Annotated in this window: 12 protein-coding genes; all 12 read right to left on the reverse strand. The window is 47.0% G+C overall.

The window, feature by feature from the left end:
• Window positions 1-94: 94 nt before the first annotated feature.
• Window positions 95-2,092: a TrbI/VirB10 family protein gene (locus OSC7112_RS31750; protein WP_015211732.1), complete on the reverse strand. Its 1,998-nt coding sequence runs from the start codon at window positions 2,090-2,092 to the stop codon at window positions 95-97.
• A 14-nt stretch (window positions 2,093-2,106) separates the two neighbouring features.
• A complete protein-coding gene (locus tag OSC7112_RS31755) occupies window positions 2,107-2,823 on the reverse strand; it encodes a hypothetical protein (RefSeq protein WP_015211733.1) in 717 nt (238 codons plus the stop codon).
• 345 nt (window positions 2,824-3,168) lie between these two features.
• Window positions 3,169-4,005, reverse strand: a complete 837-nt coding sequence (locus OSC7112_RS31760) for a hypothetical protein (protein WP_190274460.1) — start codon at window positions 4,003-4,005, stop codon at window positions 3,169-3,171.
• Window positions 4,006-4,165: 160 nt separating this feature from the next.
• Window positions 4,166-4,780, reverse strand: coding sequence for a transposase (locus tag OSC7112_RS31765; protein WP_015211734.1), 615 nt, complete (start codon window positions 4,778-4,780; stop codon window positions 4,166-4,168).
• A 41-nt stretch (window positions 4,781-4,821) separates the two neighbouring features.
• Entirely contained in the window at window positions 4,822-5,367 is a 546-nt protein-coding gene (locus OSC7112_RS31770) for a helix-turn-helix domain-containing protein (RefSeq protein ID WP_015211735.1), read from the reverse strand.
• A gap of 22 nt (window positions 5,368-5,389) precedes the next feature.
• Entirely contained in the window at window positions 5,390-5,596 is a 207-nt protein-coding gene (locus OSC7112_RS31775) for a hypothetical protein (protein ID WP_190274461.1), read from the reverse strand.
• A 266-nt stretch (window positions 5,597-5,862) separates the two neighbouring features.
• Complete coding sequence (locus OSC7112_RS31780) at window positions 5,863-6,819, reverse strand: hypothetical protein (RefSeq protein ID WP_015211736.1); 957 nt, start codon at window positions 6,817-6,819, stop codon at window positions 5,863-5,865.
• Between the two features lie 5 nt (window positions 6,820-6,824).
• Window positions 6,825-10,076, reverse strand: a complete 3,252-nt coding sequence (locus OSC7112_RS31785) for a putative type IV secretion/conjugal transfer ATPase (RefSeq protein WP_015211737.1) — start codon at window positions 10,074-10,076, stop codon at window positions 6,825-6,827.
• A gap of 16 nt (window positions 10,077-10,092) precedes the next feature.
• The gene (locus tag OSC7112_RS31790; RefSeq protein WP_015211738.1) at window positions 10,093-10,809 is read right to left on the reverse strand and encodes a hypothetical protein; all 717 of its coding nucleotides are present in this window, start codon (window positions 10,807-10,809) and stop codon (window positions 10,093-10,095) included.
• A 21-nt stretch (window positions 10,810-10,830) separates the two neighbouring features.
• Window positions 10,831-13,197, reverse strand: coding sequence for a hypothetical protein (locus tag OSC7112_RS31795; protein WP_015211739.1), 2,367 nt, complete (start codon window positions 13,195-13,197; stop codon window positions 10,831-10,833).
• A 110-nt stretch (window positions 13,198-13,307) separates the two neighbouring features.
• Window positions 13,308-13,730, reverse strand: a complete 423-nt coding sequence (locus OSC7112_RS31800) for a plasmid mobilization protein (RefSeq protein ID WP_015211740.1) — start codon at window positions 13,728-13,730, stop codon at window positions 13,308-13,310.
• 474 nt (window positions 13,731-14,204) lie between these two features.
• On the reverse strand, window positions 14,205-14,462 hold the full coding sequence (locus OSC7112_RS41415) for a hypothetical protein (RefSeq protein ID WP_015211741.1): 258 nt from the start codon (window positions 14,460-14,462) through the stop codon (window positions 14,205-14,207).
• Between the last annotated feature and the right edge of the window lie 218 nt (window positions 14,463-14,680).

Below are 14,680 nucleotides of genomic sequence, written 5' to 3' on the forward strand. Positions count from 1 at the left end.
CCCGGTCTGAGTAAGCCGAGTCATGGAAAGAGGAAGTCCAAGAAGTGATTCTTGGAATCTCCGTTCTTTTAGGGCGGGGAAGATGTCAACTCCGTTATCTCTGCACTGTGACAAAGGCATTGACAAATACCGAAACTTGAGTTCCTTCTGGTACGATCGCCACGTTGCCTCGCTTCAAAAGTTCTTGCGCGTTGCGATCCGATCTTTCTCGCAGCCGTTGGGCAGTAGGTGTAAAGAATCCCTCTAAAGCGGCTGCTAAAATGTTAGGTTCAGACGAGGTTGTTGTTTTAACAGCCGTACTTCCAAAAAAGCCGCTCTGCTGGCTGAAAGTCTCTTGGGCGGGCCGATTAATTATTTCTCCTACGCGCCCCAAGCTGCCGAGAATTCCCACTAAAATATCAGCCTTGGCTATTTCAGAACCTCTGTCAAATAAACTGTCGGCAATGAGAGGTTGGTTATCGATTCCGCGAACGATTAAGTATCCGGGAGGAATGGGTACTTGTTGGATGCGACCAGCAGAATCGGGGTAAACAAGCGCCACCACGCTTTGAGAAACCAGCCGATTTCCGCGCGTGACATTTTCTACTTGAGTAATTAAGACGGTGCCAGACGGCAAGGCGATCGCCCCATCAGTTGCCATTATGTCCTCGGTCAATTGGACGGCAAACCTTCCGGCTGTTGGGCTTTGACCTGCTTCGTCCCAAATCATCGGCACGATTACCTTGGCAAGAGCAGATGACCCGATGGCTATCTCTCTCATTGCTGTGCTGCCTTCACTGTTTTCGTCGGCGGTCGTGCGGTTGAGGATTCCAGCTTCTCCAGGGCTCATGACCTTGGCGTTTACAGCCGAGCCAGGAGCTCCAATTGCGATCGCGGGTATCTCTTGCATTGGTGCAGCCGATTGTGGGCTTTTTGGCGAACTGACTAGCACTGGCTGCGGGTTTTGAGAAATCGGCGGCACCGGCTGCTGTTGGGACAATGGTACCGGTGCTGCTACTGGCGCAATTGCTACTGCACTGGGGGGCGGTGCCGGTACTGGCATTGCTGGCGGCACGGCAGGGTAGCTTGCCGCTGTCATCCCCGGCGCGATTGCGCTAGGAAAAGTTGCGGAACTGGCAGAAATACCTTCAGCATTTAGCTCTTTAACTGCTTGACCTCTGCTTTGCCCCAGAGAAGCTAATTGCGCCCAGCGCTCGTAAGGGTCTACTTTTTCTGGTGAAGGCGACCGGGGTGGTGGCGCAGGTCGAAGTGCCAGCAGTGCGGGTGGCGGCACAGGGCGCGGTAATGGCGTCGGACGAGGGCGAGGCGGGGGCGGTGCAGGTGGCTGTGCAGGGCGCGGTAATGGCGACTGTGGAGGAGGAATGGTCTGTACCGTCCTTGGCGGTGGCGGATTAAAGTTTTGAACCGGCCTCGGGGTTTGAGACCTTCTAGTGGCTGGTGCAGGTTTTGGTGCAGGCGTCGGTTTGGAAGCAGGGGTCGATCGATTTTTAGGTTCAGGTGGCTGAACTTCTAGTGCCCGCTGCTGATCTTGAAATGCCAGTCGGCTTTTTAGTTCTCCTGACTCGTCTTTAGAAACTTGAGTCGGTTTAGGGTTCGGCGTCTTTGCCTGTTGGCGGACAGGTTTAGGAGCAAAGAACACAAACCAAAAGAATCCCAAAATGCCGAGAACTGCGCCAGTACCCATTAATACTGAAAACGTCCGAACTTCGGGCTTCTCAGAAACAGAGCGGGTTTCTGCTCCTTCGCTGTCCTGTTTAATTCTGTGCTCGGAGGCCAATAATTCATCGGCGTCTCCGTCATGCCCTGCCAATTCTCTTTCCTCCTCACGGCTCAACTTTTTGCCATTGCTGCTAGGGCCATTAGGAGCGTTAGCTGCCTGAAAACCGTTAGAACTGTTGGAAAAGTTATTGGCTCCATTAGAGGAGTTGTTGCCATTAAAACTGTTGGAAAAGTTATTGGCTCCATTAGAGGAGTTGTTGCCATTAAAAGGGTGGCTAGTTGTGCTGCTAGGCGGCGTACTGTAGGAACTTTCTTCAATTTCATCGGGTTCGCCATCAAATTCGCGCCAATTTTGAAGTTCTTTTTCGTTCATGTTTTTACCTGCTATTAATTGGGTTTAAATTCGGTAATTTTGTTGATTTCTAAGCCCGCCGAGCGAAGCTCATAAACTTTTTGTTCAAAAGCTGAGGCTTGGCTACCTAGCGGCGGGGTTTGGATTTCTACAGCTTTGATTCGGAAAGTGCGATTGAAAGGAATTCTTTCATCGATTCCTGACGTGCGATCGACGAGCAACCGGGTAGCAATCATGTCAATTTCCCATTCGCCCGGACGGACTTCTCTGGGTTCGGATAAAAAAGAAATGATGACTGTTGCTCGCAATTGACCCGTAAAAACTTTATTGGGGACGAGTTCAGCTATGTCAGGGAGAGAAGCTTTGCCAAAATTGGGTTCTAGGAGTAACGAAGCAAAATAACTGCTGGTAGGAACTCGTTTGGAATTGACTTTAATTCCTGAATCTGTATCGTTAGTTCCTGGTATTTTATTGTCCCAATTGAAGGTTAACTCTGCCCAAGTTTTGACAAAATTTTGGATAACTGAGGGATACCGAAAAAACCGATCTCGTTCCGCTACATAGTAAGTTTGACCGTTGATTAGCTGGACTTGCGTTGTCTTCATAGCAGCTACCGAGTTGATTCGGTACGCGACGAACAGGTGCAGAATTAGGGAGAGGATATTCACTCCAGTTAAGATGAGGAAGCACAATGCCAGTAGATTTTTAGCTTCTGGCAACAATGCAGTTTGTGAAAATCTTTGTACCTTCATAAAACCTTTCGGTAAGTGTGAAAAACCCGTAGTTGTAAGTTAGGGAGAAAACACGGCACGAGTAGCTAAAGCTACTTTCCTGTCCTGGCGCAAAAAGCACCTGAGGTTAGTGACCGAATAATTAGTAATTCGCAATTAGTTATTCGGAATTCGTAATTAAAGAAACCGAGGGCTCAAATAATTAGTATTTCGCACTTACTAATTAGTAATTCATAATTCAGGATTAAAGAAACCGAGCGCTAATTCCGAAATACTAATTATCAAGAAACGATTTACTTTCACTACTTCGCATTTATGCGTGGGTAATTACGAATTACGAATTATCAATTCCGAGTTACATTGACATCACTTAAATCCTTTGTTCATTGCCAAATTAGCGGCTGCTCCTATAGCGTTGCTCAAAACATCGATGAGTTGTTTGGCATTGCTAGCGATGCCGCTGTACAGGGCAATTCCTCCTCCGCCGGCGATTAATAGAGCTAATCCGGGTGCGAAAATACTGATTAAAAAGAGAAAGGCAACATCGCTAGCTAATTCGGCTCCAGAATTGACTAGCACGGTGGCTGCCAATCCGACGACGATGTTATATCCAAGTTGGACGCCAAATAAACTCAGAAATCCAGTTGCCCAAGCCCAAATCGGTCGGCCCTGCAAGGGAAGCAGCGATAGCCCCATCGCGATCGGCGAAAAGAGTGCTGTTAGTAAGAGCGCTGCTTCAAGGATGTTGACAAACGCCCACTGGATGCTATATAGAATGAATCGGATGATTGGCACTGCTTTTTCTCTAAACACTGAACCGGGGTCAGTTATAAAAGTCGCGGCATCTTGAGCAGCGCCGGGCAAGCTATTATTCCAGAGGATTTCAGCAAAAGCCCGCAGCGCTTGCAGAGGGGCTGAGCCGGCGGCTTGCCTTTCAGCTTCGCTAACAATTTTCTGAGCAGCTTCTTGCTTGGAATTCCAGCAAGTAACCAGTTCTTCTCCTACTTTATTTCGGCATTCGCCGTAGAGATTTTCTAGTTGTTGCCGGCCGATGTTGCTGATAGTGACGTTGGCGATCGCGTCCCTAAATGTCATTTCTCCTAGTTGCGCTTCGAGGACACCTTGGACTTGCTTGTAAGCAAAGCTCCTGGTAAAAATGACGGTATTTGCTAGCAATTTGCCGTTAGCGCCGAGGAACAGCATGATGACGAGCGGCCAGACGAACAGTGCTGCCAGTTCTGACCATGACTGCTTTTCGATAATGTCTTTCCCGCTGCTTAGAGTTAAGAAGAGGATACTGACGGCTGCTAGGGTGATGCCGAGCGATACTAGTAGACGTAGGCGGGAGTTAACCTACCATTGATTATTTCTTCAATGCTTTGCCCGAATAAGTCCATTTGAAGGGTTTAGCCATTGTGCAATTGAAGTAATCGATGAATTCAAGGAGACGGGTTTTGAGTTGAGCTTTACTAAGGAAATTGGCTCGCCTGAGTAACTTACGAACCAAAATACTGAACCAAATCTCAATCTGATTGAGCCAAGAACAATGCTTGGGGGTGAAGTGAAACACGATTTTATGAGTGGGGTCACGCAAGAAATCGGATCGAGTTGGCATCGATTTAAGAATACCCGATACCCCTTTCACCCCGAGAGGAACCTCCAGCCCTTCAAATTTTGCCACAAACCGAACCAAGGATTCCGATTGATGAGTGTTCAAACAATCCATCACCAGATGCCATTTGACAGCATCAGGGTCACTAGCCATCAGGTGTTCGACGTGGCTCAGATAGTCCAACTCAGTTCGGGTATCGCCAATGGTCGCAGCGACCACCTGACCTTGAGCAACATCAAAACTCGCGATTAATGTTTGGGTGCCGTGGCGAATATACTCAAATTCTCGCCGCTCCCGTTTGCCGGGACGCATCCCACGGTCGGCAGACTTGCGCTCGATGGCTTGAATTCCTGTCATCTCATCCATCGAAATCGTCCGCTCTCCCCGCTCGGCACGCTCTATTGCACTCAGGTAGACCTCACAGATGTCTTTGATTTTTTCATCAAACTGTGGGTCGGGGGGGGATTCAACCAGTATTGTGACTGGTGCGGTTTTAAATCGGCTTCTGCCATCAATCTCCCAACATGACGAGGGGAGATGCTGGTGACTATGCCTTGTTTGACCGCTTCATCTGCTAGCTCTCGTGCACTCCAATGACTCAGCGGTCGCCCAGATATTTCCGGTTTCTCACAAGCGAGCGCAAATAATTGAAGAATCTGTTCTAAGCTGAAGGTCATTGGACCTCCGAGTCTCTCGGCATCGGCTAATCGCTGCACCACTTCCAGATTTTTGACACTCAACTCTAACCAACGATGCCGCCACAACGAAGCCATCTCTCGACTGATGTTGAGGGCACGAGCGATTTCTCGATGATTGTATCCTTCGTCTGCTAACAGAATAATCCTGGCTCTTAAGGCAATTTGCTGGGGAGTCCGATGACGGTTGACAATCTGCCACAGTTGCTCTCGTTCTGGCTCTGCCAATTGCAATGGCTTTGGGGCTAGTCTGGGCATCGATCTGTTCTACCTTCTACATCTACATATAAATGGTAGCTCTATTCACGCCCAAGTGTACTAGACCGACCCACAGCCCCGAAGCGATCGGGTCAATCGTGCTAATCCAAACTTTGTCCCAAGATTCGGAGGTAGTCTTAGCCAGGTTAATTGACTCGCTAACAATGTCCAAAGCTGACCCTTCTGCGCCACTCGTCGGTGGTGTAATTTGTGCTAGAAATTCTCTCATTTGTTTCTCTGGAAAAACTTCAACTTTGTATTCAACAACACGGTCAGTCTGCACGCAAACTAGGCAATAGTCGTCGGTGATGTCTGCTTGCTCCCCAACTTTGCATTCAAGCCAGCCGTGTTAGAAGCGCTTGACAAACTTTTTAAGAGCGATGCTTGACAATTTTTTTTTAGAGCGATACAGTCAACAGCTACGCTCAATTTGTGTTGTCAAAATCTTTGCTAAGCCAAGAGACGATCGCGGCTTCAATTTAACTGCTCGGAGCATTAATCGGGAGCGGCGAACCTGTTAGTTGAAATCGGGGTTGTGTTGCTGCCACTCGGTTTTCCCAAGTAGCCGCCGCCGGGGAGCATCAGCATTCCCGCCTGGTAGCTGGCTTGGTTTCCAGACGCAGTGCTGCCTCGGCGCTCTCCCGTGTTGAGTGCGGATATTTCCTTAGCAGCTTGCGACAGCAGCACGTTATTAATGGCTCGATCTGTGCGAGCTTGCTGAGCTTCCTGTAAATTTCGCATCTGGACTTGTGCGCCCAATGCGGTCTGCTGCGAGAGGTTTTGGAGAATTTGTTGAGTAACGTCGAGGCTCTGCGATTCTTCGCCCAATTGGAGGTTTTGTTCGGTATCTTGTCGAGTTGCTTCTAACACTTGGAAGCTGTTGTTTTGAGCTTCTTTGCTGAGGGTTGCTCCGTCAGCTATGCCGATAGCGGCGCTGCGCTGAGCTTGAGCGTCTAAGTCAGACATGATGGCATATGAACCTTTGCCGTCTAATTTGCTCGACTTAGTTTCGAGTAAATCTGACAGTTTCGTTCCTTCTGTCTGGGATGTTGGAGCTTTAATAATTTGGCTGCTGACTTGGCTCAAATCAGGAATTTCGATAGCTCCGAGAGAAGAGGAAAGGAGTTCGTTTAAAGAGCCAAATAGCTCGTTTTGCACGAAACCTTGGATGTCGCCGATAAAATCGTTGACTTGTTTGAAAACATCTTCAATGGGAGCTAAGAAACTTCCCGCAGTTGGGGCTGGATATCTCACGGCCGCTTCTTGTGTACTTGGCACGAAAACGCTTGGGGTTGGAGCTTTCACAGCCGTTTCTTGTGTACCGGGCACGAAAGGAGGAGTTGCTTGAGCTAAACTTGGCCTGACTTGAACGATTAATTCCAAGCTGGCTAACAGGGAAACTGCTGCGAGTTTTGTAGCAGGTTGCTGCATCAATTGAAGTCGGTATTTCATGGGAGTTATTTTGGTAGTTTTGCAAAAAATTGAGAATTGTTGCTGTGAAAGTCGGATGCCATTTTTTGCTGAGTCTTGGCAGCTATGGTAGTAATTTCTAAATTTTGACCAATGTGGTCAAAGCCTTTTCCTTCTTTCACTGCTGCAATGTATTCTTGGGTGAAATGCTTTAGCCCTTGAAGCTGCCCTTTGAGGGTAGGAGGATATTGAGCCATGATGCGATCTCGGGCTTCTTTTTCATTTTGATTGTTAGCAACTGATGCCAACATCATCTCTCCGGGGTAGAATCGCGATCGCCAAAATCTTCCTCCTTTCTCAATCAGCCAGCACGAGTAGAGGTCAGCAGCTCTTGGCAGAAAAGATTCCGTTGCATTTGAACTGATAATTTGCGGGTCGTACCCCAAATATTTGTGAGCGGCTGCCACCCCAGAATTGGTTATTCTTCCGGTAATTCGGTAGACCATATTTTGCAGAATTTGTGCTCCTGCGGAACATTCGCAGATAGCATCAAAATCTTGGCTCAATAGCAAGACAGCTATGCCATCTTTTCTGCCAGTGGCGCAGAGTTCGCCGACAACTGATGCAAAACCATCTTTTTTGAGTAGGACGCTCAATTCATCTCCAATAAATAAGCTTTTGGGGTGAGAAAGAGCGTTGCGGATGCAAGCAGCATGGGCGTTAATTGCCATTAAATAGGCATCTTGTTCGTTAGACAGTCCCGATAGGGCAAAGAACTTAACAGCAGGTTCCGGCGAAAACGTGCTGGGCTGACCGATCGCTTTTCCCAAGCGGGATGTTAGCAAAGCATTTCCTTGGCTGAGGATTTGATTGATGGCTAACCTATCCAGTTCTTCAAACGATTTGAGGTTGAGCCTTTCTTTGCTGCAAAACCTCAGCAAATCTTGGAGAGTTGGCATTTGCTGCCATTCGGGAGATTGCCACCCTCTTTCAAATGCCTTGTTGTAGCGAGCGATGATTTCTGGATCTCTAAGGTACATATCGAGCATTCGCAGGATAATTGAATCTACCCGCTGGGCTAAGTGGGGATGGTGAATTTTGCCCATTGCGATCGCCACCAGAGCTTTGCGGATAAATTCTTTCCAAGATTCCATCCGCCGCTCTCTTTCAGCTTTGTCGAACTTGCGGAGGTCTGGCGGTTCTACTAAATTGCTAGATCCTTGACTGATGTCGTAATATGCGCCTTGGTCGCCCAAAAGTTCGATCGCGGTTTTGAAGGTACTGTTACCCCCGCTGCTGATGTCCATCCCGACAACAGGGATATTATTCGCCAGAGCTTCAACGGTAAAACGCCACCCCAAAACGCTCTTGCCTGAACCAGATTCGCCAGTAATTAAAGCGCGGCTAATTTGGCTGTAGAACAAGTCAATAAAAATTGGCTTTCCGCCTCGATGGGTAATAAATTCAACTCCTTTTTTATCCAAATCGCGGGGAACTGTTAGTGGCAGAATTCCAGCAGCAGTTTCAGTGTCGAGGGTGAGGCGGCGTTCGCTCAAAAATGAACCGCTATGCAGCAACCATTTCCAAGTAATGGGCAGGCATTGCAGCCAAATATCCCAGGCAACGTTCCGCTCGCGGATGACTTTCGCAGTTCCAAAACTATTAGAGAGTACGTTACAGGCTTGGCTTAATTCTTCCGCAGTGTTTCTGTACACTAAAAAGGCAACGGCTGCATTGAGGGGTACGGCTCCTTGGTAAAGTCGGCGCTGGGCGTCGAAAGATTCCTCCTGTTTAATTTCAGCGCCAATATCGCGCCCTTGCCCTTTAGTTATAGCTCTGCTGCTAGCGGCTTTTGCTCCTTTCGCTTGTCGGGCCAAGTTATCATTAATTACAAGGGAATTTCCGGCGCTAATTTCTACAATAGCTTCTGTATCGCGGACGTAGCTTGAGGACATCACCTCCCAAATCCATTTCAATTGCTGGCGGGTATTAATCCAGCCTGCGGGCGCGTCATACATTGTCAGAACAGCGCATTCTTTTCCCTTTCCCGTCAGATAGACGCGGTTGTTGCTCTTGCGGTGTTCGGGGCAGGAGGATACGCCCTTCGTTCCTTCAATCAAAACTGTAGAAATGTGTTTTTCAGTCGTCTTAATTTCACTGAGCTGATAGCCAGAAGGCGTTTCTTCAAGTTTAACAACTTGAGGGATTTGCGGTGGTTTACTGCTGTTAAATCGCTGCCACAGCCACTCCCAAAGTTCAGATGAATTCATGGGACTAATTTCGAGTCCCATTTTGGTGTTCAGGAGAATTTCCCAGCGGAGGAATCCTTGTTCAAAAGAGTTGAGTAGCAGTTTCGTGTAAAATTGCTCTCTGTAAATTCGCGTGTTGCCCGCAATGGTTTCCACAATCGAATCGCACAATTTTTTTACCCCATCAATGGCTTTGCCAATGAAATCCCTGGAGATGGTTTCGCCTTCGTTATCGGCCGTCCAAGTACAGAAAGCAATTTGCTCCCATACCTGCCTGGTACCTTGATGAGTTTGTTGGCGGAGGCGGTACTGTTCATTTCGGAGCAGTACAGATACGGGTTGGAGTTCAGCGGTGTCAGCCAATTGCTCTAACTCTTTTTGCCTCGCAGCATCACTGCTGTAACAGCCGGCGCAGAAAGTAATTTTTTCACTGGGTGGGATGTCTTTCATTCCTTCTTCAAGAGAAGCTGCAAATGCCGACACTTCGTTCCTAAACAGTAGGTTGTGAAGCCCTCGGAGGCGGAATCCAAATACCAGTTGGTAGTTAGTCCCGTTATTGAGGAGCATCCCAGACACTTGCCTGCCATCTTTTTCAATTTCCACCAAACAGCAGAGGTTAATTTCATTTTGGAAAGGCATAAATTTGCTCCTTCCACCATATTGATTGGGTACAATTTTGGGCTTCAATTTGACCCGCATTTGCGAATCGTAAGGCTTGCCTTGGATGCTAGGAGGGCGCAGGGAAGAGATGGGAGAAATATAGAAGCTGTCGCCGCTGCACCACTCATCTCCGGGGGGCTTGCGGAACTTGTCAGTAAAAAGGTGGGGTTGATTTCCTGTTAGGAGCCACCAGCTTACAATCAGCCAAAGCGAGACAGTGAAGAACCAACCCAGTCCCAGGCTAAATAGACCCATCGTTAAGATGTATGCAATGGCAGTCAAGAAGCACCAAGGTAGAATTTGATTGGCTGGAATAAACCCGATACTTGCTTGTTTGCCCAGGATTTTATTGACTCTGATAAAGTCTTTTTCTGGATCTCGCAAAGCCATTGGTGACTCCTTTTTCTTAGTTCCAAAAGGTCAAACTTGTAATCACTCCCAGCGGAGGAAGGTTGGGAACCAAGCCGGCTGTAGTACCGCTGCCGTCGCCGACGAACAAGAACGTTATTACGTCTATGGCAATCACAATGCCGAAGGCGAGGGCAATTTGGGTGACAATTGGACGCCAATCATTGCCTTGTTGCGCTTGGTTGTAAGCGAATAAAGCTGCGGCGGCTACTAGCAAGAGAAATACGCCTCGAATGGCATTGAAAATTAAAACAATGGTTGATTCGTCAATGGCTGTTCCTCCTCCTGCTGCTCCAGCTTCGCTTGCTAGATTGGTCATAAACGCTTGGAGACCGCTTAGAAAAATGGCTTGTGCTGGGGTCTGAAAGTTATTCAGGAACATTGTTACTGTTATGACAGCGACAGCTAAATGCCAGAAGCGAATTTTGCTGCCCAGCAGTTTTTCGAGGATGGGAACGCTGCGGGTAATTTGCCATAGTCCGAAGAACACCAGAGATGCACAGCTAAATACGCTGACAAATAAGGGCTGGACAAGAGTTAGATAAATGGCTGCAATTAGGCAAATTGCAATGAAGCCTAAATCGGCGTTATTGAGCTTGAATTTACGCATGAATGTGCTAAAATGGCTGCGGCGCTTGTGGGTAATGCCTAGGTTAGTAACCCTTGCGCGATCGTTATGAGAGCGGTAGTTGTTGTTCAAGTAATCGTTTTGCATTGAATTTTTCCTCAAAGTGGTTTAAGCTTGCAATTCGTTGCGGTCTTCTCGCGACTGTTCTTTACGTCCTGGCGAGGTATAGTTGTAGTCTTTAGATGCTTGAGAATCTCTAAATTGAGTTTTTTGTGGCTCTGGGGAGCCGACTACAGCTTCCATTTCTTCAACAGCAATGTGGCACTGCCGAACCTCTGGCGGCTTTCCTTTGACCAGAACGGCATCGAACACTTGTGCGTCACCTTGGCGGGGGTCAGTTCCTATCAATTGTTTTGACCCGTCAGGCAGATCCAGTATTTCAAATTCGTATTTGACTGCCCCGGTCGTGCCGTCTTCGCGACGCGATTCTTTCCAAGGAAACACTGGATCTTTTTCCCCGCTAAAGCGTTTGGGGAAGGTGTCCTGAAACTTTTCAACTAAAGCCTGGGCAGTTGCTAGCTTGTTGTATTCTTCTTCCGACTGAGGCAATTTGAAAATGGCTTCTCTTTCTTCGGGAGTTAGTTTGTCCCGATCCGGCTCAAATTTCCAGCGATCGCCATTCTTGGTTCCCGAAAAAATTTCGGTATTATCGCTGCCTTTTACGACAACTTTAACTTCGTTGTTTTCAGCAGTTACATTCAAGCTGCCGCCACCATCAAAAGCAATACCCGATTGGGGAGACTGCCCCGTAGCAAAAGCATAATTGACCAAGCAATCTGCTATAGTTTCTCGCTGCTGCTGTACTTTTGTTTGAGCTACCATTTTGCTAAGAAGATCCTCTGGTTCGCTTTCCTCCTTGTCGATACTGTTAGGTGCAGTAACGGTTGGCTGAACTTTTTGACGAGTTTCTGGCCCTTGTGAATTAGGATTAAATTCTGATTCAACAGGCATCTGAACGGTCATTTTATGTTCCAGTTTGTCAACGATACTTTCAAGGCGATCCAACCTCTTTGAGAGGTGGCCTAAATAGTCTTGAATTTGGTCTAGCTGTTCGCTGATGCTGGTATCTTTATCGAGCTGTAGAGGCTTAGATTTCTGGGAGTTTGGGTTGAGCTTGCTCTCTAGATCGCCAATCTTTTCGCCAATTTGAGCTGCCTTGGTTTCGGGATTGTTGATTTTAACTCCCTCGGTGACCTTGGCTTCAATGTCGCGATCGCTTCTCTGAGGCTCGATCGTTTCCAATTCCTCTGGTTCAGTTGCAGCAGGCGGTTCTAATACCTGCTTAGCCCGTTCAGCCAGTTTTTCAGTGCGTGTATCTATCGCCTCTATGCCGGAAATGACATCAGCGTGTTTAGCACGAGTCGCAACTCGGTCGGCGCGATCGTTTAATGAGTCAATTTGTTCGAGAATTTTTTCGAGTTTTTCTGCCTGTTCCTTTTCCCTCGCTCGTTCAATGTAATCAATTAGATCCCCAATACTCTTGGCTCCAAGTAGACCCATTAAAGAGACAGTTTGGACGGTTAAGCCACTTACGGTTAATCCGTTAATTTCGCGTCCCATAGAAGCGACACTTGCACCTTGACGATCGGTTTCTTTTAGAACAGTTTCAAGGGTGTCAAGGAAGGGATATTTTGCGTCGGGCTGTTCAGTAAGTTTTTGCTCGATTTGTCCGTTACCCTTCTGATTTTGAACCCTGCGATTTTTAGCTATCTTGCCCAATACACCATTGGGGATAGGAGCATTCTCATCATCAGAAAATAGTTCTTCAATATTATCTTCTTCCTCCTTTTTTTGCGTTCTGCTGGTAGCATTCTTAGAAGCTACTGACTTTCCTAGCTGGCGTTTGGACTGCGATGACTTGCGAGTTTGCGTATGGTGGCTGGGAAAGTCTGCATCTTCTTCTAAATCGCTTAAGTCATCTTCCAATTCATCCTCTAGTTCTAAATCGCTTAAGTCATCTTCCAATTCATCATCTAGTTCTTCATCAAATTCTTCGGAAATGCCGTCCTCCTCTAATTCATCACTGGCATCCAGCCCGATTAAGTCCATAATTTGGGATGGAGTATAGTAATTGTTATTGTCTTTCGTTTCAACGCCAGCCTGTTTCAAATTTTTAACTAAATAGACACCGCTGGTTCTCTGGCTGGGGTCTTTAGTTAAATAGAAAACAAAGCCAGATACCTCGCCTCCTTTTCCTTCAGTAACTAAATCCATGCTGACACTAGCTTTCTGATTGCCAGAATCATTGATTCTGTCGGGTCGTTTGTTGAAGGATTCAACGAAGTTTTTGAAATCTTCCCAGTCCTCAATGCCACCTTCTTCTTGGATTGTTTCTATTGCAGCATCGAGGGTTTCCTGAATGTGTTCCAGTTTTTTGACGTGTTTGGGATCTGTGGCTGTTAGGACAGACCAAGTACGCTTTGGGGCAGAAAATTGTCTTTTGGAGTTGGGCTTAGTTGAGAGTTTTGCCGCCATTCTTTCTCACCTCCTACGAGGAAAATTGAGGTTATCATTAGGTTTGAGCTTGAACTTTCAGCAGCGCTTGAGATTGTCAAACAGGACTATTAGCTAGTTGAGCGATCGCTTTATTGGTAATCCACAAGCGGGGGTATTTGTTCGCAGGTTTCGCTCAAAAGTTCTCTCCTGACTTTCCCTCTTAGTTCTTGGTGATATTCGCCTAGCATTCTGCTGAATTTTTGCAGAACTTCTAGACTTTGTTTGGGTAACTGCCCTGCTTTTACTGCTGTCTCTACACCTTTGGTCATTTGGCAAATGTGCGCGCTCATTTTTCGCAGTTGGACACAAGTTCCTTCATTGATAGCGGGGACTGTGCGGTTAGGGCTAAAAGCGCGTTTGCGCAAGTAGTCAGACAGGTTTTTTTCACCTGCTTCTGCGACACGCTTCACTAAATCTGCCTTTTCAAAGGTGGTTAGGCGCACTCGGACTACTTCAGTCTTTCCGTTAGGTTTGGAAAGTTTGTTTTTGGGGAAACTTGCAGTTGTAAGCACATCAATTTTCTAGGGCTAACTAATGGTTTATTAAGGCCAAGTTAAACAGCAAGGGATTAGGTCAGAGCGGTTATTGGCATCAAGTTAACTTAATGCTGAGCAACCGATGCTCGCTACAATTTCCTGAACCTTGATGGCAAGGTTTGCGCCGTAATTCATCCATTGCTTTTATTGATTCAATTTTCAGCAATTCTGTTGGAGATGAGGCTGTTTCTTTCGGTTTATGTTTTGTTCGGTCACAAGTCGCATTAGTGAGAAGTTACCAGAGCAGTTTCTATCATCCAGATGGCTGATGGGAGGGTGAATACTGCGGATTGGATTGCTTGTAGCCTTTGACTATGTTGTTGTTTGAAAGTTGGCAAAGTGCATCATTGTTGAGTATGGTTTGCAGCCAATCGTACTTTGTTGTTGAGGACGGTTTCTGGTTTGCGATCGCCGTCGCTCAACAAAGTCTTAATATTTCGTGCTGGAAGTTTAAGCAAGTCTGAGTTGATATTCCCAGAAGAATCGCTCTGTATTGTTCGGGGTGCGACACAAGTATTTCCAAATGTCCAAGTGTGTGTCCATTGCCAAACCTATGACGATATAAGATTCTTCATTGTCTGTCACTGCATCCCCAAAGTTAAAATCCGGTTGCGCCCAATGGTCAGGCAGGGCGATCGCATTCGCTTCAGGGGCAGTAGTATTGGTTGGATGCGATATTTCAGTGGGCGTGTAGTGTTTTTGTGGCATTTGGTCAATTTTAAGAGTAAGCGATCGTCCTGCTTACTGGCGGTAGCCAGAGGAAAGGTATTCGTCAGCTACTTGTGCTGAAGCGAATATATGTCGTTGCCTTTTGCACAAATTCTGACAATTGGGCGATTTGGGCGATTTACTCATTTTTACCCCCCTATAACGTCTATTTGACATGGCTTGCTATGCGACTGGCGCACTAACTAGGAGGATTTAAG

It is taken from the genome of Oscillatoria nigro-viridis PCC 7112 (genome assembly GCF_000317475.1).
GTDB classification, from domain to species: Bacteria; Cyanobacteriota; Cyanobacteriia; order Cyanobacteriales; family Microcoleaceae; genus Microcoleus; species Microcoleus nigroviridis.

What these genes read in the sequence shown, in the direction of transcription:
- OSC7112_RS31765 (WP_015211734.1), bottom strand. Translation starts at nt 4,780, where the DNA reads ATGGATGAGATGACAGGAATTCAAGCCATCGAGCGCAAGTCTGCCGAC.
- OSC7112_RS31785 (WP_015211737.1), bottom strand. Translation starts at nt 10,076, where the DNA reads ATGGCTTTGCGAGATCCAGAAAAAGACTTTATCAGAGTCAATAAAATC.
- OSC7112_RS31780 (WP_015211736.1), bottom strand. Translation starts at nt 6,819, where the DNA reads ATGAAATACCGACTTCAATTGATGCAGCAACCTGCTACAAAACTCGCA.
- OSC7112_RS41415 (WP_015211741.1), bottom strand. Translation starts at nt 14,462, where the DNA reads ATGCCACAAAAACACTACACGCCCACTGAAATATCGCATCCAACCAAT.
- OSC7112_RS31760 (WP_190274460.1), bottom strand. Translation starts at nt 4,005, where the DNA reads ATGCTGTTCCTCGGCGCTAACGGCAAATTGCTAGCAAATACCGTCATT.
- OSC7112_RS31770 (WP_015211735.1), bottom strand. Translation starts at nt 5,367, where the DNA reads ATGCCCAGACTAGCCCCAAAGCCATTGCAATTGGCAGAGCCAGAACGA.
- OSC7112_RS31750 (WP_015211732.1), bottom strand. Translation starts at nt 2,092, where the DNA reads ATGAACGAAAAAGAACTTCAAAATTGGCGCGAATTTGATGGCGAACCC.
- OSC7112_RS31795 (WP_015211739.1), bottom strand. Translation starts at nt 13,197, where the DNA reads ATGGCGGCAAAACTCTCAACTAAGCCCAACTCCAAAAGACAATTTTCT.
- OSC7112_RS31790 (WP_015211738.1), bottom strand. Translation starts at nt 10,809, where the DNA reads ATGCAAAACGATTACTTGAACAACAACTACCGCTCTCATAACGATCGC.
- OSC7112_RS31755 (WP_015211733.1), bottom strand. Translation starts at nt 2,823, where the DNA reads ATGAAGGTACAAAGATTTTCACAAACTGCATTGTTGCCAGAAGCTAAA.
- OSC7112_RS31775 (WP_190274461.1), bottom strand. Translation starts at nt 5,596, where the DNA reads ATGAGAGAATTTCTAGCACAAATTACACCACCGACGAGTGGCGCAGAA.